The sequence below is a fragment of the Desulfosarcina variabilis str. Montpellier genome, assembly GCF_048565275.1.
Taxonomy (GTDB): Bacteria; Desulfobacterota; Desulfobacteria; order Desulfobacterales; family Desulfosarcinaceae; genus Desulfosarcina; species Desulfosarcina variabilis.
Window position 1 is genome coordinate 2,035,216 of sequence record NZ_CP159846.1, and the last position, 20,438, is coordinate 2,055,653.

Genomic DNA, 20,438 nt, shown 5'->3' on the forward strand with positions numbered 1-20,438 from the left:
CATCTATCGTTTCTTCTCGATAGTGATGCCGATGCCGATTGCGATTTGGATTATCAAAGAGATCCAAATGCGGTTGGTTGATATCCCGAGGATTAAATTTTTCGGGAAACAAAGATATCGGGCCAATTGGCCATTTTTGGATGGACCCTAGTCAAGAGGAATGCGGACTTCGGGTGGCATCCTCGCCAGGGCGACGCTTATATAGATGACCTTATCATCCAGAAAGGTTACCTGGCTGTAATCGTAAACCGAATACCACATACCGACCATGGTGCCGTCGGCATCGACGATTCTGGCGCCATTGGGAATCATCTGGTCCGCTTTGTATTCGGCGTTAAGGACATGCGAGATGCGTTTCACCAACGCTTTCAAAGATGCGGAGTCCAGATCGATCCCACGCCAGTGCTCGGATTCCAGGCGGTAGTCTTGTCTGATGGCGACGATGGCAAGCGGTTTTGATGCCGGGCCCGACACATAGTAGTCGTAGCCAGGGACAATCTCACCATCTTCAAACTGCCGCGACACATCAAGGCTCCGCCGGTAATTGCTTGAGAGCATGGCGCAACCGGCGAGCAGGCCGCCGATAAGAATCGTCAGCGCCAGCATTGATGCAGCGAAAACGCCAGGGTGGTTCTGGCCAATTGCATTGTTTTGTTCTTCGTGGTCTTTCCATAAGGGATGCTTTTTCATCGCGCTATCCTTTCAGGTTTCATTCCTAATTGCGATATGTCCTGAATTTAATCACGGTAGTCGGCAATACAACGGGGCGACAGTTTTGGTTGGAAGCGACTGGTGGCCTTCATTGAATCCAGCAACAACAAAGCAACAATAATTCAGGTATTTTTTCGACCATGGGGCACAGCCATCCGCAGTAAAAACGGCCACGTTGGCTGGCGATGACCATCAAGATTGAAATCAGTTAGAATTTCATTTGCTTTACACAGGCTTTTTTTGTGCATAAAAATTAGTACTAGTCTGCGTCTGCGACGCAAGCCATACGCATCTGCCTGATCATCCATCACATCATTGTTAAAAGTCGTTATGTATTATCCTTAAGGAACGTAGGCATAAATCGGCAATGACTTCGGGTGCGGGCTGAGGGGGGAGCGTGACTCTGTTGGAGCCACAAGAGAAGGTTCTGGTGGAAGCGGCATTTCTGGACAGCGATCATGGCGAGATCGGTTGCGAGACCTGCCATGGCGGAGATGCCGAGTCTTCAGAAAAAAATGCTGCGCATGAGGGCTTGGTGACCAGACCTTCATTGAGTGACCCGGAAAATGCCTGCGGCGACTGCCATGCGGATATTGTCTCTTCGGCTCAAATGTCGCTGCATAGGACCCTGGCCCCCTTTACCACGATTTTGAAACGTCACCAACCGGAATGATGTCGAAGACTTCAAAATCGGTCTGGCGTACGATACCGACGCCCCGGAGGCGGATTTTAACTTCATGCTCGTGAGACACGTTTCCATGGATCCCAAACTCTTCGACCACTACGAAAAAGATGTTTTCACCCGGTTCGACGAGATTCCCACCTGGAAACGCACATCCCCCCATAACATCCAGCGCAAAACCTGGCAGGCGGCCACCTGCAACCATTGCCACGGGAACCGGGATCTGTTTCTGTCCACCCGGGATCTGCTGGATTATGAGATTGCAGCCAACCGGCCCGTCGTGGTTTCCGACATCCGGGTACCTGCGAAGGTTGCCCGGCCGGGCACGCTGACGGTGGACACATCCCAAGTTAAAACCGGCCGTGTTGTCGATGCGAAGTGGCTTCGCGACAACCAGGACAAGCAGAATATCGTCATCATCGATGTCCGTAGCCCTGATGTATACGAAAAGGGTCATATTCCAGGTGCGGTTCAGTTCGATCCCATGAAAAACGGTAAATTGCGATGGCCCTGGGGAGCGGCCACCCCACAGGAATTGTATCATCCGGAGAAAATTGCCAAGGTATTCGGCGAAAAAGGCATATCGGCCGACGATCACATTGTGGTGTATGACAACGATGGGTGGACCGCCGCTTTTCTGCTCTCCGTGTTGGAGTACTGCGGCGCCGAAAACATTTCCTTTCTCAAGGGCGGCATCAAGGGGTGGTGCGAGCGGGCCTATCGGATAACGACGGATCTGCCGCTCATCAAGCCCTGCGAGTTCAAAGTCGATGCAAAGTCCCATTTTATTGTGGACAATGCCTTCGTGCGTGAGAACCTGGACAGTTTGAATGTGGCGATAGTGGATGTCCGCACCCTCGATCAGTCCAAAAAACTGGCCAAACACCCGCGTGCGTTGAGCTTTGGGAGTATTCCCGGATCGATCAAATTCCCGATATATGGGCTCATGATGGATCACGCAGCGCTCAAGCCGCCCGAACAACTGTTATGGGATCTCAAAAACCGTGGCATCACCCCGGACAAGACCATCGTGATTACGTGCAATACCGGTGCCTGGGCGGGTGCGGGATTCTTCATGATGCGGTATCTCGGCTATCCCGACGTGCGGATGCACGATGCGGCCTGGGTCAGCTGGGAAGCGTTTGTTAAATACCCGGGGTGTGGATATTGAAACCATTGATGGGAGAACGGAAATGCTGAAATATTTATTGGCCCTGATTGCATCGGCGATTGTGGTTATTGCTGGCAGCCTGACGGCAACTGCCGGGGAAAAAGAGGCGGCCATGGATGCCATTTACGTACCCGTGGGCAGGCTTGCCCTGGCGCCACCGGTTGGCGTTGTATCCAAACGCGCTGCAGTGGCTTTTCCGCACTCTCGGCATTTCGAATACACTTGCCGGACCTGCCATCACAAGTGGGACGGTCAATCAAGCGTAAAGCGTTGTAGCGCAGCGGATTGCCACGATCAACTGTCTGCGCCGCCACCGGTAAAAGGGGCGCGGTATTTCGATTATATTTCTGATTCAATCGGTTATTTCAAATTCGCTTTTCACCGCCAGTGCATCAATTGTCACAAAGAGATAGAGGCCCGCAACGCCGAGTCGGCCCGATCAGTCTTCAAGCTGAACACCCCGCCCCGGAAAACCGGGCCGACCGGCTGCGCGCAATGTCACCCCAGAGGATGAGGAAAGAGAAAATCATGAAGAAATTGTACACAGAGCTTTGGTTTCAGGTGATGACGGCCATGGTACTGGGTTTGATTGTCGGCCTGGTGCTTTCCCCCTTTGGCCTGGGTCTATTGTCGGAGGCTTCCGCAGAGCATGTCGCCCCCTGGATCGCAATGCCCGGCAATCTGTTTCTGGCATTGATCAAAATGGTGGTTATTCCCCTGGTGCTGTCATCCATCATCCTGGGGATCACTTCATCGGAGGATATCAATTTTCTGAAAAAAGTCTCCATGCGAATATTTCCCTATTTTATCGCCACCACCATGCTTGCCACGAGCATCGGTGCCGGCACGGCGCTGTTGATCCAGCCCGGGCAATACATTGATTCGGCCTTGATCGCTGATGTGATGGAAAACAGCTCGGAGGCCGATGCGACCGTTGTCGAGCCCGTAGTGGAGCAGCATCTCACGGATCGATTGATCGACTTGATTCCCACCAATTACATCAAGTCCGCCCTGGATCAGGATATGTTGGCCACCGTGATTTTGGCGCTATTTATCGGCATGGCCATGGTGGCCGTTGCACCGGCGCGTATGAAGCCGATGTTTGAATTCATCACTGCCGTCCAGGACATCTCCATGAAAATCATCGAGTGGACCATGAAAATGGCGCCGGTTGCCGTTTTTGCCCTGATCTGCAACATCACCCTGCGGGTGGGGATCGGAGCCATTGTCGGCATGGCCGCCTACATGGGATCGGTGGTGATCGGTCTGTTGCTATTGCTTTTGCTTTACCTGCTGATCGTGTGGGCACTGGGGAAAAAGTCGCCCCTTGCGTTTCTCAAACAGATCGGCGGAGTGCAGTTGCTGGCATTTTCCACGTCCAGTTCGGCAGCGACCATCCCCCTGGCTATGACCACCGCCGAACAGCGACTGAAAGTGGATGGGCCCATCGCACGGTTCATTATTCCGCTTGGTGCCACGATCAATATGGACGGTACGGCCCTGTACCAGGTCTGTGCCACGGTGTTTCTCAGCCAGGTATACGGCGTGGAAATGGGCCTGACGACCCTGGTTGCCGTGATCATTACCACGGTGGGCGCCTCCATCGGCACACCGAGTACGCCGGGCGTCGGCATCGTCATCCTGGCAACCATTCTTCAGGGTATCGGGGTGCCGGCGTCAGGCATTGCCCTGATCATCGGCGTGGACCGTATTCTTGACATGACCCGCACCACCGTTAATGTCACCGGCGATCTGACGGCCAGCGTGGTGATGAACCGGTTGCTCAAAGATGTTGCCAAATAGCGGCGGTATAGGAAAAGATAGCCTATGTGCCCCGTGCGGTCTTAGGGCGCAGGAAAAAAAATAATTACAGATACGATAAATAGAGATAAAGTTTAAGGCATTGACCACACCGTCCTTTAACCAATGTGGGGAGCAATGAAAATGCCTGGGATGATTGATTGGCAGTGGTTACGTGGATGTTGCCTATTGTTACTCTTTTTGTGTTTAACGCTGCTTCCTGCCAGTTGTGGAGATGACCAGCAGGGCCGTGTATCGGATGGACCTGATGCGACCGCATCGGCCAATCTGACGATACGCTGGCATGATACATCCGTGGCCCAGGATTCGGCGTCCTTACGGGCTGCATCTTTGGATTGCAGCGGTGTAGCGCAGGTGGTTTGCGAGGTGTACGATGCCGACGGCAACTGGCTGGTGACCGGCGGCCCGTGGGATTGCGAAGCCGGCAGCGGTAGGGTCGAGGGAATTCCGGTGGGCCAGGACCGAATCTTTGTGGTACTGGCGGTAGATAACCTCGGCAACATCCTATACCAAGGGGAGACCACCGGGGTCAGCATCGAAACCGGACAAATCGCCCAAGACGTGGTCATTGACGCTTATCTGTTTGTTCCCACCTTGTCCGCCCCCGAGAATGGCGTCCAAGATGTCGATCTCAGCGCCGTGTCCCTTGAATGGGAGCCTGTTGAAAATGCCGACGAATACCTGGTGCAGGTGGCAAAAGACGCTGATTTTGAAACCATCATGATCGATGAAACAACCCCCGCCGCGGTATACGCCCCCTCATCCCTGGAGCCGTTGACAGAATATTTCTGGAAAATCTGTGCGGTGGATATCCAAACCAACACGGGTGCCGACTCGGAAATCAGAAGCTTTGTCACTTCCGATTGCACCTACACCATTTCGCTGGAGAAAAACACGTTTACCAATACCGGCGGTACAGCCAGTATCGACGTGACCACACCGTCAAGCCACTGCACCTGGAGTGCCTCGGCCAGTGAAAGCTGGATAACAGTCACATCCGATAGTAGCGGCAGCGGTAATGGGACGGTGACCTATTCGGTTTCGGCCAACGATGGCGCAGCCCGATCAGGCACCATCACCATCTCCGGCCAACCCCATACCGTCAACCAGGAAGCGGGATCATGCACCTATACGATTTCCTCTACCAGCCGATCGGCTGATAACGACGGGGATGCCTATAACGTTACTGTTACGGCCACCCACAGCGGGTGCGAGTGGTCCACTTCTGAAGACTACGATTGGATCTCACTGTCGCCCGCCAGCGGTTCGGGCAGCGGCACGGTAGGCGTTACTGTTTCAGCCAACGCCGGCGCAACCCGATCCGCCACCATCACCATCGCCGGTCAAGACCATGCCGTCGAACAGGCAGCGGCACCGTGCACCTATACGATTTCACCGGCCAGCCGACCGGTTGATAGCAATGGGGATACCTATGCCATCACTGTTTCAGCCACTCATAGCGAGTGCGCGTGGAGCACTTCCGAAAACGAGGATTGGATCTCGTTGTCGCCCACCAGCGGCAGTGGCAGCGGTATTGTTGATGTTACCATCTCGGCCAACCCCGGTGCAGCCCGATCCGCCACCATCACCATTGCCGATCAAGATCATACCGTCGAACAGGAAGCGGCACCGTGCACCTATACGATTTCCCCCGACAGCCGATCGGTCGATAGCAGCGGGGATGCCTATAACGTCACTGTTTCCGCCACCCATAGGGGGTGCAGATGGCGTACCTCGGAAAGCGAGGATTGGTTTTCGCTGTCGCCCACCAGCGGTCGTGGCAGCGGCACTGTGCGTGTTACCGCTTTAGCCAACCCCGGCGTAGCCCGATCCGCCACCATCACCATTGCCGATCAAAACCATACCGTCAACCAGGCAGCGGCACCGTGCACGTATACGATTTCCCCAACCAGCCGATCGGTCGATAGCAACGGGGATGCCTATAACATCACTGTCACCGCCACCCACAGCGGGTGTCAGTGGAGCACCTCGGAAAGCGAGAATTGGTTTTCGCTGTCGCCTACCAGCGGCCGTGGCAGCGGTACTGTGCGTGTTACTGTTTTGGCCAACCCCGGCGAGGAGCGATCGGCCACCATCACCATCGCCGGTCGAAACCATACTGTCAATCAGTAGGTTGATAAGGATCGGAGATGCCTATAACATTACCGTTACGGCCACTCACAGCGGGTGCGAGTGGTCCACTTTTGAAACTAAAACTGTGCGATTACCATCGCTTACCAATTTTCATGCATACCAGAATTTGAATTGCCCAGTTTAGTGAAGACTACGATTGGATCTCGCTGTCGCCCACCAACGGCAGCGGTATTATAGCCGTTGCAATTGAGGCTAATCATGCGAAATATGAACAAAAAAAGCTATATTAGACTTTATACCGTTTTTATCTGTTATTCTCTCATATGGACATATGGCATTGCCATCGCCGAAGCTCAAAACTTAACGGATGAACGCACCATCCTAAAAATAGGCACGATGGACCTTCCACCCTACGGATGGAAAGATTCACACCATGAAAAACACGGAATTATCTATGAGTTGAATCAGGAAATCGGTATCAGGTCAGGAGTATCATTCACAAACGTGATTTTACCTCCTAACAGAATGTATCATTTCCTGAAGAACGGAAAAATTGACCTGATCTCGTCTCAGGCGCACCAGGCCGCTCTGGATGCCGGTGATAAGCTGGCAATACAATTTAATATTAATGTAATTGCTGTTACCAAAAAAGGCTCCGGTATTCAGAAAATTGAGGATTTTAAAGGTAAGAATTTAATTTATCACCATTCTGCATCTTATTCGCAACTGGAAGGTCTGCCTCAAAACATCCAACGGGTGAAAAGTTATCGACAAATTTTGGAACTTCTATATTTTCGGCCACACAAGGATGGCGCTGTTTTTTCTGAACCTGCTTATTACTACTGGATGCAGGCCATGGGGCTTACACCTGCTGATTTTGGAAAAATAATTATGATTGAGCGGGATAAAGAACAGTGGATATTTGTGCGTAAAGGTCTACCACATAAAATCCGAATAATTCTTAAACAAATCGTCGAAGATATTTACCGTGAGAACCTGTATGAAGAACTGCTTAAAAAATATGGGAAAAAGTAAATGTGTCATAATCTATGTCGCAATTGTTTTTTTATTATCACCTAAACTGGGCGATTGTCGAGCTTGCCGCATATACAAGGCAGATGTCTTTCCGCTATAGTCGCCTATGCGGGAAGACATCTAACGACAGAGATGCGGTGAGATCGGCAACCCCGTCAGGGGTTCAAATTTTGGGAGGTAATAATGGCCTATCGTATTACCAAGCTTGCCCATTTTCATGAATCCCAAAATTTGAATCGCCCAGTTTAGGTATCATCAACGCATTCATACGCAGGTAATACATTAATCTTCGGCCAATCTTTTGATCCGATAGCTGACATATCGGCACGAGTTCTTAAGGAGGCATATAAGCGAATTAACACTGAAGTAGAATTTAAAAAAATGCCGGCTGAAAGGTCGATAGAAAATTCAAATAATGGCTTGTTGGATGGAGAAGTGAATCGAATAACAGGGATCGAAAAAAAATATTCCAATTTAGGGGCTGTTTCTAAAAAAATCAATCTAACCAAACCAAGCAAGCAGCTATCATGACAACGGCTTTAAATGTTAGGGCCAATTTTTCATAACGAGTGGCAACACGACGGCATTGTTTAATCTTGGCAAAAAAGCATTCCACCAGATGCCGCTCTTTGTAAATATGGCGGTCGTAATCCCGCATTTCTTGTCTGTTGCGTTTGGGCGGGATTACAATCTTTATTCCCTGAGATTGCACCTGAGCAATGAACTGATCTGCGTCATAGGCTTTATCCCCGAGAAGGTTATCAGCCGATTGGCTGGAAACCAAATCCGGAGCTGGAACAATGTCGTGAACGTTTCCACCGGTCAAACCAATACGCAAAGGATTGCCCAATGCGTCTACCAAAGCATGGACTTTAGTTGTCAGGCCACCCGCGCTTCGGCCGATGTCCTGATTGAAGTGCCCCCTTTTGCGCCGGTCCCATGCTGGTGGACCTTTACATAAGAAGCGTCGATCATGATCGATTCTAAGTCGGCATCCTTCGATACCACCAAGAGGATGTCATCCCAAATGGCCAATTTGGCCCACATGGCAAACCGTTTGTAAACGGTCTGCCATGGGCCGAACGATTCAGGCAAATCGCGCCAAGGAGCTCCTGTTTTCATGATCCAAAGAATTCCGTTAAACATTAATCGGTCGTCTTTAGGCGGTCTGCCACGCGGATCCTTTTTTTCACGAACCAGCAAAGGGCCTATAATTTTCCATTTCTCATCTGATATCTCATGTCTTCTCATGCTGGGCATACCAGCATAACTGAGTAAAAATGTTAAGGCTTTTTTTAGAAACAGCCCCTAATACTGATACCATTTCCAATAAATTTTCTTGAAGGAGTTGCATTTACAAAAAAACAAAATATTACTGTCAACGGATGGGATAGCCTATTTAAAAATTGAACAATCCGCTCCAGCCGACCGCTAAACGACTCAACTGGACTTGCCGTAATAATAAATGATATCATTTTTAATGACAGGTTTTCTGTTTCCTGTACTGTTTGCTCACGCCCAATCCCCAACGAGTTAACAGAATCCAGTTTATCGCAATATTTAAAAGGGTTTGAAGAATGATCTGTCCACGCGAATCCATGTTGCCACCCACTTTTTTCCGCTGCTGAGTTCGAACTCTGCCAGCGAGAATTCGTTGGCCCTTTCCGTAGAAGAACCTTTCAACTCGATTCCCATTTTGTTCAGCTTAAACGAAACAGGTTTGGCTGAGAGCTGAAGTTTTGGTTTCTGAAGCAAATCATGCAGATGAGCCACATAATCCTTTGGAGACTTCAGCAACGTCTCTATCGATTTGATTTTTCCTTCAATTGTTTTATGCAACGCATCAAATTCTTTTTTCTTATCACTTCCATCGGCATACAGCGCCATTTTGGCCACCGCTTCATCAAGTTGCATCTCAAGCCGCGCCTTAAATTCTTTGAGGTCTGATATCTTTTCAGCAACCATGGCAAACAGATCGGCAAACAATTGATATCGAACTTGCGCGCGCGTTTCCGTCAAAACGCTGCTGGGTGCGGACACTTGATGCCTTTTAAAAAAGATGGCCTTTTTTAAAACGTCTCGCCGGAAAATCTCTCCGAATTTTTCAGATACGAAAACAGTCTTTTCTTTTTTTTCTGCGGTGAGCAATGCAAAGGCAACATCGGCGGATGAATCCTGAAAAAATTGTGTTAAAAGCTTACTATCCGTGAGCAATTCACTCGTCTGTTTTCCCGATTCACAGATAGAATTGATGACGGGGTCGCGATCCCATTGATCCGGATCAAGCACCACGGGCCCGGGAATCAAATCGATCAGCTTGTCCAAATAACGACCTGTCCGGTGAACCAACGGAACCAATTTGTCACGATAGCTCTCCAGATAGGGAATTTTGTTTCCAAATATTTCAATCATGCGATCGATAACCGCTAAATTTTCAGCCCTTATCCGTCCTCGTCGCATTTTCAAGGCGCTTTTATAGATCAAATGCTGACGTATAGGCTTGGAAAAATACATGATTAACACCTCCTGCCATCGCACGGTGAAAGGGTCAACTCATTTTGTAAAACTGAACCCCGCCTTTTCTATTTTTCATCTTGCGCAGCAGCGGCGTGGTTAAACACCCCGTGACGCAGAAAATGAATGACCTGCTCGGCAACGGCTTTCTTTTGCATGATGAAGGGATGAGAATAGGGCAGCACCAGAAAGTCAGTCATGCCCTCCACCTTGGCCCGCTCGACAGACACCTTGCCGTCGTCGTCCCCCGGAATTTCACTGGCAAACCAAACATCGAACGCGGCATGCGCGTTGCCGGTGATGATTCCCACCGGGTAGTCGACCGGTCCCAGGCCGGCCACAAACCCGTCCGGCGCGGTGCCCAACTGTTGGCCAGCCGGGCCGTTGTACCACTGGTAAAGGGAGTTGTCTTTCAGGGCATCGGCGATTTCACTGCCCTGGTTCGGGGGGCTGAGCATGACCACCCGCCCGAGATTATCCAAGGGCTGTCGGCTAATGTAGTAGCGCAGCAGGATCCCGCCCATGGAGTGGGTGACAAAATGGATTTTCTCGGCCCCCTTTGCCTGGCATAGACTGATCCCGGAGGGGATGGTGGTCATGGCCAGCGTTTCAATGGGCTCGTCACGGGAGGGATAATCCAGGTTGACCGTGCCGTATCCGGCCGTCTCCAGCGCCTCGGCCAGGTCTTCCATGGAGTCAGCGGTGCGGCCTAATCCGTGTAGCAGGATAACGCATTCGGGTCTTGGTGTGGGGGCCGAGCCGTTGGCCAGAAGAGGATTAGGGGTACATGCTGGAATAAGCCCCATCCCCAATATCAAGCATACCATTTTTCGTATAATTTGATAGACGTTCATCGTTTTTAAGAAAAACAGCGGCACCATGCATTGTCGATAACGCACTGATGATCAATGCATTTGCACCTTTTTTTATCGATACCCGATTTCTTCCGTCAAAGACATCTTGCTTCTGACAAAGATTCCGTTGGCTCTGGCGATTTCCCTGTGATTGTCATCGTACAAAACCGATTCGGCGATGAACTGGGTGTTGTTCCGGTTCACCACTTTGCCCATCGCTGTGACCACACCTTCAGAGACAGGGCGGGCAATATAGGTCGTAAAGCTGGTGGTCAGAACAAACACATCTTCAACCAGAGAATTGACTGCAAAGAAGGCCGCGTTGTCCAATGCCAGAAAATACATGGCACCGTGCATGGCCCCGGCGCCATGGTGGAAATCCCTGCGAACGGTCATGGTCAGCCGGGCCCCTCCTTTTGAAATGGAAACCCGTGCGCCATTCCATTGCATGAATGGGGCTGAATACATCATGTTCTCAAGTTTTGTAAAATGGTCCGCAGTCGTCATCACTCTCCCATCAGATCGTTCAGTATAAAAAAAATCATTTTTCCATGTATTTCACCAGCCGCAGCGTCACGGTGCCAATCCCGACTCTGGTTTTAATCTTGAGGATGTCCTTGGATTCATCCGCGGCGATAAAGATACGGGTCCTTTGTGACGCGGATGACGGTTTGTCGTCGCCGATCTTGCGGACCTCCGGCTGAATCACCCACACGGGCATTCGCTGGTCTTCAACTACCAGTGCACTTACGCCGATGCAAGCCATGGTGACCGAATATTGTTTCTCACCGATAAACACGAAAAACCCGTGTTGCTCACCGGTGCGCCAATCAAAGCTGCGGGCCAGAAAAATGGCCGAGAAGACATCCACAATGCCTTTATCGGAATGGATCTCGTAGTTTTTAACCTCATCTTGGGCATGCTTTCCCCTGGTTCGGGTTTCCTTTACCGTGACCGAACCGGAGGCCTCGTCGTATTTGGCCTCCTGGGTCTTTTTGCGGCGTTTGACTTCCTCGTCGATGACGGACTCAACCGGTGCCATGGCCGCGGCATCGATTCGTGTTTCTCCCCGATAACGCACACGGTAGATGCGATCAATGAATGGTGTGGTTCGCTGGTCTGCCGTGAGTACATAATGATCGCCTTCCTCGCGGATGGCGATGATTCCGGTTGCCACTCGCTTTTTCGCCCATCGGATCTCATAATGATATTCCCCCAGCCGAGGCTGAAATTCCACCCCTGTCTCATCCGCCAATTGTTCATTGTGTTCCGGATGCTCGGCTGCAAGGCCGGGCAGGCAGGTGGCCAGAATAGTCAGGATTATTATCAAGGCCGGGTAAAGCCTGGTGGAAGAGACCATTCCCGAGCGGCACAGGCCATCATTATTCACCGAACACCGCCTTGAAAACATCGATATCGTTGATGAAACCAAAATCAGCCTCCAGACGCAAAACGATTCCCAGATTGGGGTCGCCAAAGTCATCATCGGAAATGCCGATAATCAGCAATGCTTTCTTCGACAACCTGGGCAGCTTCAGTTGCAGGCTTACCCGGGGGCTGAAGTCGAAGCCATCGAATCGTGAATAGCCATACGCCAGCCGCAACTTGACACGTGTGGTATTCTCCTCGAGAATAGAACGGTCATCGCCAAAAAAAAGAATCCAACCAATGGGCAGCCGAGAGCAGCCACTCGGATGTTTTCTGATGGGTCGCATCGACTTTGCGTTCATATTCATCCGAAACCAGGGGGATATCGTCTCCCTGAGTGCCGGGATCTGGATCAAAGTCGGCCATTGATAGCGATGCGAAGGTTAGAAAAAGACCCATCGCAGCGAGGCAGACGCCTATTCGCGAAATTATAGTGAACGCGTTAATTGAAGCCATTTATAATCATGCAGGGCAAAAACATCAAAACCACACACAGCATACTGGAACCGATTGAATACCTCAAGTAGGTTTATGGACCGACCAGGGCAATCGCATGTAACTCAGGTTTATCGGAATCGCTATCGCCATCGGAATCGGGATCGATGTTGTATGTTGGAACCCCTTGCTTAAAAAGGGCGACAAGAAGTTCCCGGTTTCTTGTTTTCTATGGCGCCTATTACCATATGAAATTTACTTCGAAAAAAATCTGGATTCCTGCGGTACTGCTTTTTATCATTGGCGGTTTATTTCTATACAATCGGCCGGTGGAACTGCAAAAAGCGGTGCTGATGTCGACACCGTTGATTTTCAGGGACGGTTTGGCCAAACCCTATGGTCAGCTCCCGGCGGATATATCGCCGCCGGTGGTGGATGTTTTCTATGCCACAGACCGCCAGCCGTCGGACACCCATTTCCTGTATCCGGTCTTTTATGGCAATGACCGCAGCATGTCGTTGTCTCTGGGCCGTGCCCGCGTCCGCTTCGGCGATGACAGGATGACATGGTCGGATGTGGAACGTGTTAGTTTTAAAAAAGACCGCTCACGGGAGGTGCCGCTTCAGATCGAACGTATCAGGGAACTCAGCACCTTGGGTGACGCAGCGGAACTGCTGGAAGATTCCATGCGCGGGGCAAAGCGTGCCACAGATGACTTCATCACCGCTGTTACAGTGCGGGGGCACGTATTGTCAGCCAGGCGCTGCATGAATTGCGATTGATGGGCTTCGGATTCTCAGTGAGTCAACTGAAAGACAAATTAAAAATCGGGCAGGTGATTTTTGCGGCACCGGATATCGATCTGATGCTGTTTGCCGCCCGTTATCGTGACCGATTCGAAGATATCGCCGACAGGATCACCATTTACACCAATACCAATGATACGGCGCTTTACTGGGCGCTGCGCTTTCTCGGTTGGCCTCGACTCGGCGCACCCGGTGAACTGGGACTAAAGCCTGAGGACTTGCGCTCGTTCTCCATCATGGAGAACACCTGGCTCATCGATGTGGCCGCTGCCGAGGATGCCGCATCGGGCAACGGCCACGGCTATTTCATCAAGAGCCCGTGGGTGAGTACGGATTTGCTTCTGGCCTTAAAATCCGGTGCTGATCCCAAATGTCGGGGATTGACCCTGAAGCCGGAAGGTCTTGTATGGGAATTTCCCGATGCGTATCCTCAGGTAGCAGAAAGGCTGGCACGCAACAAATCGTCCAACCAATAATACCAATATTTGAAGCGCTTTGTTTGGGTATGTTGAACCAATTCATCATCGCATTGATGTTAATCCTTGTTGCACCCAATACCTGGGCTCAGGGATCGTCATCCGCACTGGACGATGCCCATCCGTCTGTTTTAAAAGCGGACCGGGTGGTTGTGAAAAAAGAAGCGCGGATTCTCATATTGATGCGTGGGAATCGTGTTTTGTATCGTTTTCACATTGCATTGGGCGGCGCACCGGAAGGGGATAAATTGGAGGAAGGGGATTGGCGTACGCCTGAAGGTCGATATATAATCGATTGGCGAAACCCCAACAGCCGTTTTTACAAATCCCTGCACATTTCCTATCCAAGCTCCGTGGATAAAAAGGAGTCGGCTGCCCAAGGGGTTGACCCGGGGGGGATGATCATGATTCACGGATATCCGCCCGAAGCAAAAACCAACCCTGATAAATACAAGGACCAGGATTGGACCAATGGATGCATCGCGTTAGAAAACAAAGATATGGATATTCTCTGGGTGGCAGTTGACGATGGTACGCCCATTGAGATTCACCCTTAACCGTTTGGATTGAGAGGATATTGATTATGTCGGAAACGATTGTCCGTGAACCGAAAAGCGGCAATTTTGTTCGGATCCTTGAGGTGGCCTACCGGCAGGACAACGATGGTTCCTGGCCTGCCCGCATTTATATGCCGCAAAGCAAAGGACCTTTTCCAGCGCTGCTCGATGTCCACGGGGGAGCCTGGAACGTTGGCGGCCGCATGGATAACGAGATGATTGACCTGTATCTGGCTGCCAGCGGTATGGTCGTTGTGGCCATCGAATGTCGCAAAGCGACCACTTATCCCTATCCATCCCAGGTGGCTGATGTGAATTATGCTACGAGATGGCTGAAAGCCCATGCCGCTGACTTTAATGCCGTCGCTGACGGCATTGGCGGCCTTGGTGCATCCAGCGGCGGACATTCTTTGATGCTCAGCGCCATGCGTCCCAATGATGCCCGTTACGGCGCCATGAATTTTTCAGAAGAAAAGAAAACGGATGCACGCCTTTCCTATCTGATCGCCCTGTGGCCGGTATTGGATCCGTATGGGCGGTACGGGTTTGCTAAAGAGAATAAACGTGAGTTTCTGGTTGAGGCGACTGACGCCTATTTTTTGAATCAAGCGGCCATGCAGGAAGGGAATCCGTTGCTCGTTCTCGAGCGTGGAGAACCGCTCGACCGGCCACCAATGCTGATTGTCCAGGGCACGGCGGATAGCAACGTGCCGCTTGATTCCGTGCATCGATTCGTTGACGCCTACCGTGCGACAGGCGGTGCGATCGAGATCGCGTGGTTTCCGGATATGCCTCACGGGTTTAACGGTTGGACGGATATTGACTGCGACCGTGCTTTGAAAATTATCAAAGACTTTGTATTGCGTCGGCAAAACCCATCGGCCGGCGTTTTGGACGATACGGAAAATGAACAGGCGTAAATTTATCAAACGTATGTGTTAAATACGATTGGGAATACCATGAAATTTGAAGCGATCAATTTTAATGATAAATTTTCCAAGTTTTCTGAGCATTGGAAACCAAAAATCATTGCCCAGATGAACGACTATCATTTCAAGGTTGTCAAATTGCAAGGCGAGTTTGTATGGCACAAACATGATGACACGGTCTGGATTTGATTCCCCGATAAAAAGAACCCCAATGGTGCAACATTGGGGATAACAGCGCAATCATGAACGGAGATAGCTGAATTGAAAATCATCGTCTTGAACGGAAGTCCCAAGGGTAACCTGAGCGTTACCATGCAATACGTAAACTATGTTCAGAAAAAAAATCCTCAGCACGAACTTAAAATCCTGAACATTTCGCAGCGAATCAGGACGATTGAGAAAAGTGAGGATGCTTTTCGGGACATTGTCGATGCGATCCGGTCTGCCGATGGTGTACTGTGGGCCTTTCCCGTGTATTTCTTCTTGGTGGATTCCAATTATAAACGATTTATCGAGCTTATCTGGGAAAGAGAAGTCTACGCTGCATTCCAGGATAAATACTCGGCTTCTTTGAGCACGTCGATTCACTTTTATGACCATGTTGCCCACAATTACGTCAATGCCATTTGTGATGATCTTGGCATGCAATACGTTGGCGGGTTTTCTGCCGACATGTATGACCTTCTGACTGAAAAAGAAAGAAAGCGGTTGATCCTTTTTGCCGAGCATTTTTTTGATGCCATCGATAAACGCGCGCCGACATCGAAGACTTTTCGCCCGATGACCCCTGGTGCGTTCGCGTATATTCCACATGATGTTCAAAAAAGGGTTGATCCCGGCAATAAAAAAGTGTCCATTCTGACGGACGCAATCGATCAGGAAACGAATCTGGGGCGCATGACTCAGCGCTTTGCGCGTGCCTTTTCCGGTAATGTCGATGTGATTGACATTCATGCATATGATATTAAGGGCGGGTGTTTGGGCTGTCTCCAGTGCGCATACGATAATCGCTGCGCGTATGGTGACAAGGACGACTACATTAAGCTTTTTAACACAAAAGTTAAGACCGCCGACATACTCATTTTTGCTGGATCGATCAAGGATCGGTATTTGTCATCACGGTGGAAGCTGTTTTTCGACAGGAGTTTTTTCAATAACCATCGGCCATTGTTAATGGGTAAGCAGATCGGATTCATCATCTCAGGCCCGTTGAGCCAGGTGCCCAACCTTCGGCAGGCACTGGAGGCCTTTATTGAGGTACAGCAGGCCGGAATCGTGGATTTCATCACCGATGAATGCGGTGAATCGGCCCAGATCGATGCCCTTTTGCAGAATCTGGCTGAACGGCTGGTCCGTTTTTCCAGCGAAGGATATAGAAAACCCGTCAGTTTTCTTGGCCTGGGGGGCAAGAAGATTTTCAGAGACGATATCTTCGGTCGCTTACGGTTTCCATTTCAGGCGGACCACAAATACTATAAAAAAAACGGATTTTACGATTTTCCCCAAAAAAAATACATGTCACGACTCGGGAATTTAATCCTGATGCTTTTAAGCCGAATACCGCCCGTGCGCAAAGAAATTTATACCAAGCGGATGAAGCAGGAGATGATCAAACCGCTACAAAAAGTAGTGGACAGAGAATGATAAAGATGCGCTAACGGTATTTGATTTTTACCGGACAGTATCCCCCAGATCCGCCAATAATGAACGGCAACATTTAATGAATGCTACTTATTTTTCGATTTTTAATATTTTCTTATAACTTCCCCTCTATTTTATTTATCAGTTATTTTCTTGCTGATCTTCCCAAAAGACATCGCTGAATCATATGAATTTATATATTTCATAACTGGTTATAGCTGTGCTGAACCTTGTTCAATCCTATTGCTTTTGATGAAACGGTCATTCTCACAAAAGACAATATAAATAGGTCAACACGACGGCAAGTAGTAAATCTTACTTTTTTGTCGAAATGCTAAATTATTTTTATTGACAACGGTATTCAATGGGCATACTGTCAAACCTTTTTTATGGTATGACATATTTTTTTAATGTAAAATTAGTATGTTACGCAGATTTGCTAATGACAAATAGATATGAAAGGAGAATGGCATGGAGACTTACAACCTCAACGTGGAAGAGTTTTTGGACAGCCACACAAAAAAACTTTCCAATGAAATGGGAACGGCCCGTCGAACTGCAAAAATGGACATCCCGGTGATCACCGTTAGCATGCAACCCGGAAGTGGCGGGCACAGCATCGCCAAACGTTTAGCAGAACGACTGGAGTTGACCTATGTCGACAAAGAAATTCTCCAACCCATGGCTATTTGTAATAACGTCAATTCCCAAGGGCTGGAGATTGCTGAAAAATACAGAACCAAAGGACTCGGGGATTTCCTTTTCTCGATGTTCAGCACCAAACATGTCCATCACAGTCAATATCTATGTTATCTGAAAGAATACGTTTCCATCCTGGGGCAGATTGGCAATACCGTTGTTGTCGGCCGTGGTGTGAATTTCATCCTTCCCAAGGAGAAACGGTTCGCTATTCGTGTAACCGCTCCTTTGGAGACACGAATTAAAAATGTGGCCTATGGCTTCAATGTTTCTTATGCAGAAGCCAAGAAACGCATTGCCAACAGGGCCGCGAAACGAAGGGAATTCGTAAGAAATAACTTCCACGCTGATATCGAAGATCCGCTGCACTACGATCTGACGGTTAACACCAGTCGTCTCGATATCGATTCCACCGTGGAAACCATCATCGGCACCATCATTGGTGCGCAAGTAAACCACGCCTTTGAGAAATCAGAATCGTACATTCTTAGAAAGCAGCAATAAAAATGAGAAAATTACTACTGCTACTTTTCATTTTGATTCCCCAAGTGGTGTTGGCAAACACGGGCCACGCGGTTTCCGATTCGGTGGATTTAACGCACACGTTTTTTGGGTATGCAGCCATTGGTTTGTTTGTGCTCGGCTATGCCATGGTGCCGCTGGAAAACAAGATCCATTTACGCAAAAGTAAACCGGTCATTCTGGCAGCGGGTCTGATCTGGGTGCTTGTGGCCGTCACATATGCCAAAATGGGTGATACGCACACGGCCCACGAGGCCGTTCAGCACAGTCTGCTGGAGTATGCCGAACTATTTCTATTTTTGCTGGTCGCCATGACCTACATTAATGCGCTGGAAGAACGAAATGTCTTTCAGTCGCTGCGCTGTTACCTGGTCAACAAGGGATTTTCCTTGCGCGCCATCTTTTGGATTACCGGCTTGTTGGCATTTTTTATCTCTCCAGTTGCCGACAACCTGACCACCGCCCTTTTGATGGGAGCCGTGGTGATGGCCGTGGGCGGTGACAATAAAAAGTTCATTGCCCTGGCATGCATCAATATCGTGGTTGCCGCCAATGCCGGCGGGGCATTTTCTCCGTTCGGCGATATTACCACGCTGATGGTATGGCAAAAAGGCAAGGTCGCATTCGGTCAGTTTTTTTTAATTCTGATCCCTTCGGTCGTCAATTGGTTGGTTCCAGCGTTTTTTATGAATTTAGCCATCGGCAAGGCGCAACCGGAAGTATCCGATGAAGTCGTTCGGATGAAAGTCGGTTCCATCACCCTCATGGCGCTTTTTCTGCTTACCATCTGCACGGCCGTCTCTTTTCATAATTTCCTTCACCTGCCACCGGCCGCCGGTATGATGTTGGGCCTCGGGTATCTCGGGATCTTTTCCTATTGGCTCAAGCGGTACGAAGGTCGATCAGAGCGATATGACAGCATTTTGATGTCGCGTGTGTCCAGCCAGGACCGACCCCTCCAGAGTCTTTTCAATCGAAAAAAGAAAAAAATCGACTTTATCAACGACCTAGACGAGGCGGTGTTCGCCCTGGACAATGATCATATCGTAACCCATTGGAGTAAGGGGATGGAAACGTTGACCGGTGTCTCCAGCAAAGAGATGGTCGGGACGCGAGACCACTGGAAGCCGGTTTACAGCAAGGAACGGTTTTTATTGGCGGATTTGGTTCTGGAACAATTTCCGGAAAAAGAGATCGGAAAATACTACAATGGTCAGCAGCACCGTATCGATTTTGCTTCGGATGGCTATGAAACGGTAGGTCATTATGACAATTTGCCCGGGGGCGGCAAAATGCTGTCCATGGCCGCTGTTCCAGTCAAAGACAAGGATGGGAATATAACCGGCGTCATCGAAGTGATCCAGGACCTGACATCCCAGGTGCAACGCAGACAACATTTCGATTTGATGCAGCGTATCGCCCAGGCCGAGTGGGACACATTGCTTTTCTTTTACGGGGTCATCCTCTGTGTGGGAGGACTGTCCCAGTTCGGATATCTGGCGATGCTTTCCCAGAGCATGTACCAGGGCATGGGCGCAACGACGGCAAACATTCTCGTGGGGTTTTTGTCCGCAATCGTGGACAACATCCCCGTCATGTTTGCCGTGTTGACCATGGATCCCTCCATGCCGCTTGGGCAATGGCTGCTCGCCACGCTAACGGCGGGTACCGGTGGTAGCCTGTTGTCCATCGGATCGGCTGCAGGGGTGGCCCTGATGGGATCTGCACGCGGCACCTATACCTTCGGGGCCCACTTGAAATGGGCACCGATTATCGCGCTGGGGTATGGTCTGAGCATTATGTGCCATGTGGCGATCAACGCAGCCCTTTTCTAAGCGCCTGTTTGATAAATCCGGCTAAGGCCCGCTAACGGCGTTGGAAATTGTCTCAAAATGCTCACATATTACATATATGCTCCGCTTTTGAGCCACTTTCCGCCTTGTTATCGGGCCTGATCCAGACTTCTCAAACAGGCGCCAAGAGCCGCCATGCCCTGACACAAATAGCTGCCCTCAGAAGATTCTACCTGCCGCATTCAATCCTCGACAGTCTTTACGAATCGT

The 20,438-nt window shown here is 50.0% G+C and carries 20 protein-coding genes and 1 pseudogene; 13 read left to right on the plus strand and 8 right to left on the minus strand.

Features of this window, described 5'->3' with window-relative positions; genetic code table 11:
- Positions 1 to 147 precede the first annotated feature (147 nt).
- The gene (locus Dvar_RS09115; protein WP_419661371.1) at positions 148 to 690 is read right to left on the minus strand and encodes a hypothetical protein; all 543 of its coding nucleotides are present in this window, start codon (positions 688 to 690) and stop codon (positions 148 to 150) included.
- A 109-nt stretch (positions 691 to 799) separates the two neighbouring features.
- Positions 800 to 907: a 4Fe-4S binding protein gene (locus Dvar_RS09120; protein WP_419661372.1), complete on the minus strand. Its 108-nt coding sequence runs from the start codon at positions 905 to 907 to the stop codon at positions 800 to 802.
- Between the two features lie 201 nt (positions 908 to 1,108).
- Here Dvar_RS09120 and Dvar_RS09125 point away from each other — a divergent pair, with 201 nt between their 5' ends.
- The 6 genes from Dvar_RS09125 (at position 1,109) to Dvar_RS09150 (ending at position 7,514) form a co-directional block, all read left to right on the plus strand.
- A complete protein-coding gene (locus tag Dvar_RS09125) occupies positions 1,109 to 1,384 on the plus strand; it encodes a hypothetical protein (RefSeq protein WP_419661373.1) in 276 nt (91 codons plus the stop codon).
- A gap of 64 nt (positions 1,385 to 1,448) precedes the next feature.
- Entirely contained in the window at positions 1,449 to 2,564 is a 1,116-nt protein-coding gene (locus tag Dvar_RS09130) for a sulfurtransferase (RefSeq protein WP_419661374.1), read from the plus strand.
- A gap of 22 nt (positions 2,565 to 2,586) precedes the next feature.
- Complete coding sequence (locus Dvar_RS09135; RefSeq protein WP_419661375.1) at positions 2,587 to 3,078, plus strand: cytochrome c3 family protein; 492 nt, start codon at positions 2,587 to 2,589, stop codon at positions 3,076 to 3,078.
- Positions 3,079 to 3,092: 14 nt separating this feature from the next.
- Positions 3,093 to 4,367 carry a dicarboxylate/amino acid:cation symporter gene (locus Dvar_RS09140; RefSeq protein ID WP_419661376.1) on the plus strand — a complete coding sequence of 425 codons (1,275 nt, stop codon included), beginning with the start codon at positions 3,093 to 3,095 and terminating at the stop codon, positions 4,365 to 4,367.
- A gap of 186 nt (positions 4,368 to 4,553) precedes the next feature.
- Entirely contained in the window at positions 4,554 to 6,518 is a 1,965-nt protein-coding gene (locus Dvar_RS09145) for a BACON domain-containing protein (RefSeq protein ID WP_419661377.1), read from the plus strand.
- A 219-nt stretch (positions 6,519 to 6,737) separates the two neighbouring features.
- Positions 6,738 to 7,514, plus strand: a complete 777-nt coding sequence (locus Dvar_RS09150; RefSeq protein WP_419661378.1) for a substrate-binding periplasmic protein — start codon at positions 6,738 to 6,740, stop codon at positions 7,512 to 7,514.
- Positions 7,515 to 8,013: 499 nt separating this feature from the next.
- On the opposite strand, the pseudogene Dvar_RS09155 reads toward Dvar_RS09150, so the two are convergent.
- The 6 genes and pseudogenes from Dvar_RS09155 to Dvar_RS09180 all read right to left on the minus strand — a co-directional run.
- A pseudogene (locus tag Dvar_RS09155) lies at positions 8,014 to 8,738 on the minus strand (transposase); the annotation flags it as partial.
- A 336-nt stretch (positions 8,739 to 9,074) separates the two neighbouring features.
- A complete protein-coding gene (locus Dvar_RS09160) occupies positions 9,075 to 10,028 on the minus strand; it encodes a hypothetical protein (RefSeq protein ID WP_419661379.1) in 954 nt (317 codons plus the stop codon).
- A gap of 68 nt (positions 10,029 to 10,096) precedes the next feature.
- On the minus strand, positions 10,097 to 10,834 hold the full coding sequence (locus Dvar_RS09165) for an esterase/lipase family protein (protein ID WP_419661380.1): 738 nt from the start codon (positions 10,832 to 10,834) through the stop codon (positions 10,097 to 10,099).
- A gap of 120 nt (positions 10,835 to 10,954) precedes the next feature.
- The gene (locus tag Dvar_RS09170) at positions 10,955 to 11,389 is read right to left on the minus strand and encodes a PaaI family thioesterase (RefSeq protein ID WP_419661381.1); all 435 of its coding nucleotides are present in this window, start codon (positions 11,387 to 11,389) and stop codon (positions 10,955 to 10,957) included.
- A 34-nt stretch (positions 11,390 to 11,423) separates the two neighbouring features.
- Positions 11,424 to 12,272 carry a DUF3108 domain-containing protein gene (locus Dvar_RS09175; RefSeq protein ID WP_419661382.1) on the minus strand — a complete coding sequence of 283 codons (849 nt, stop codon included), beginning with the start codon at positions 12,270 to 12,272 and terminating at the stop codon, positions 11,424 to 11,426.
- Complete coding sequence (locus Dvar_RS09180; protein ID WP_419661383.1) at positions 12,265 to 12,597, minus strand: hypothetical protein; 333 nt, start codon at positions 12,595 to 12,597, stop codon at positions 12,265 to 12,267. Before Dvar_RS09180 ends, Dvar_RS09175 begins: the two co-directional genes overlap by 8 nt.
- Before the next feature lie 396 nt (positions 12,598 to 12,993).
- Here Dvar_RS09180 and Dvar_RS09185 point away from each other — a divergent pair, with 396 nt between their 5' ends.
- From Dvar_RS09185 to nhaD, 7 genes are all read left to right on the plus strand, one after another.
- The gene (locus Dvar_RS09185) at positions 12,994 to 13,527 is read left to right on the plus strand and encodes a hypothetical protein (protein WP_419661384.1); all 534 of its coding nucleotides are present in this window, start codon (positions 12,994 to 12,996) and stop codon (positions 13,525 to 13,527) included.
- Positions 13,527 to 14,027 carry an alpha/beta hydrolase gene (locus Dvar_RS09190; protein WP_419661385.1) on the plus strand — a complete coding sequence of 167 codons (501 nt, stop codon included), beginning with the start codon at positions 13,527 to 13,529 and terminating at the stop codon, positions 14,025 to 14,027. Before Dvar_RS09185 ends, Dvar_RS09190 begins: the two co-directional genes overlap by 1 nt.
- Before the next feature lie 29 nt (positions 14,028 to 14,056).
- Positions 14,057 to 14,584: a L,D-transpeptidase family protein gene (locus Dvar_RS09195; RefSeq protein WP_419661386.1), complete on the plus strand. Its 528-nt coding sequence runs from the start codon at positions 14,057 to 14,059 to the stop codon at positions 14,582 to 14,584.
- A gap of 26 nt (positions 14,585 to 14,610) precedes the next feature.
- Positions 14,611 to 15,504, plus strand: a complete 894-nt coding sequence (locus Dvar_RS09200; RefSeq protein WP_419661387.1) for an alpha/beta hydrolase — start codon at positions 14,611 to 14,613, stop codon at positions 15,502 to 15,504.
- 270 nt (positions 15,505 to 15,774) lie between these two features.
- On the plus strand, positions 15,775 to 17,157 hold the full coding sequence (locus Dvar_RS09205; protein WP_419661388.1) for an NAD(P)H-dependent oxidoreductase: 1,383 nt from the start codon (positions 15,775 to 15,777) through the stop codon (positions 17,155 to 17,157).
- A gap of 468 nt (positions 17,158 to 17,625) precedes the next feature.
- The gene (locus Dvar_RS09210; protein ID WP_419661389.1) at positions 17,626 to 18,357 is read left to right on the plus strand and encodes an AAA family ATPase; all 732 of its coding nucleotides are present in this window, start codon (positions 17,626 to 17,628) and stop codon (positions 18,355 to 18,357) included.
- A gap of 2 nt (positions 18,358 to 18,359) precedes the next feature.
- Positions 18,360 to 20,210: a sodium:proton antiporter NhaD gene (gene nhaD, locus Dvar_RS09215; RefSeq protein WP_419661390.1), complete on the plus strand. Its 1,851-nt coding sequence runs from the start codon at positions 18,360 to 18,362 to the stop codon at positions 20,208 to 20,210.
- Positions 20,211 to 20,438: the final 228 nt, after the last annotated feature.

Coding starts and splice junctions, on each gene's coding strand:
- Dvar_RS09170 (WP_419661381.1), bottom strand. CDS start 11,389: ATGACGACTGCGGACCATTTTACAAAACTTGAGAACATGATGTATTCA.
- Dvar_RS09210 (WP_419661389.1), top strand. CDS start 17,626: ATGGAGACTTACAACCTCAACGTGGAAGAGTTTTTGGACAGCCACACA.
- nhaD (WP_419661390.1), top strand. CDS start 18,360: ATGAGAAAATTACTACTGCTACTTTTCATTTTGATTCCCCAAGTGGTG.
- Dvar_RS09195 (WP_419661386.1), top strand. CDS start 14,057: ATGTTGAACCAATTCATCATCGCATTGATGTTAATCCTTGTTGCACCC.
- Dvar_RS09135 (WP_419661375.1), top strand. CDS start 2,587: ATGCTGAAATATTTATTGGCCCTGATTGCATCGGCGATTGTGGTTATT.
- Dvar_RS09190 (WP_419661385.1), top strand. CDS start 13,527: ATGGGCTTCGGATTCTCAGTGAGTCAACTGAAAGACAAATTAAAAATC.
- Dvar_RS09140 (WP_419661376.1), top strand. CDS start 3,093: ATGAAGAAATTGTACACAGAGCTTTGGTTTCAGGTGATGACGGCCATG.
- Dvar_RS09160 (WP_419661379.1), bottom strand. CDS start 10,028: ATGTATTTTTCCAAGCCTATACGTCAGCATTTGATCTATAAAAGCGCC.
- Dvar_RS09130 (WP_419661374.1), top strand. CDS start 1,449: ATGCTCGTGAGACACGTTTCCATGGATCCCAAACTCTTCGACCACTAC.
- Dvar_RS09115 (WP_419661371.1), bottom strand. CDS start 690: ATGAAAAAGCATCCCTTATGGAAAGACCACGAAGAACAAAACAATGCA.
- Dvar_RS09165 (WP_419661380.1), bottom strand. CDS start 10,834: ATGGGGCTTATTCCAGCATGTACCCCTAATCCTCTTCTGGCCAACGGC.
- Dvar_RS09180 (WP_419661383.1), bottom strand. CDS start 12,597: ATGCGACCCATCAGAAAACATCCGAGTGGCTGCTCTCGGCTGCCCATT.
- Dvar_RS09150 (WP_419661378.1), top strand. CDS start 6,738: ATGCGAAATATGAACAAAAAAAGCTATATTAGACTTTATACCGTTTTT.
- Dvar_RS09185 (WP_419661384.1), top strand. CDS start 12,994: ATGAAATTTACTTCGAAAAAAATCTGGATTCCTGCGGTACTGCTTTTT.
- Dvar_RS09200 (WP_419661387.1), top strand. CDS start 14,611: ATGTCGGAAACGATTGTCCGTGAACCGAAAAGCGGCAATTTTGTTCGG.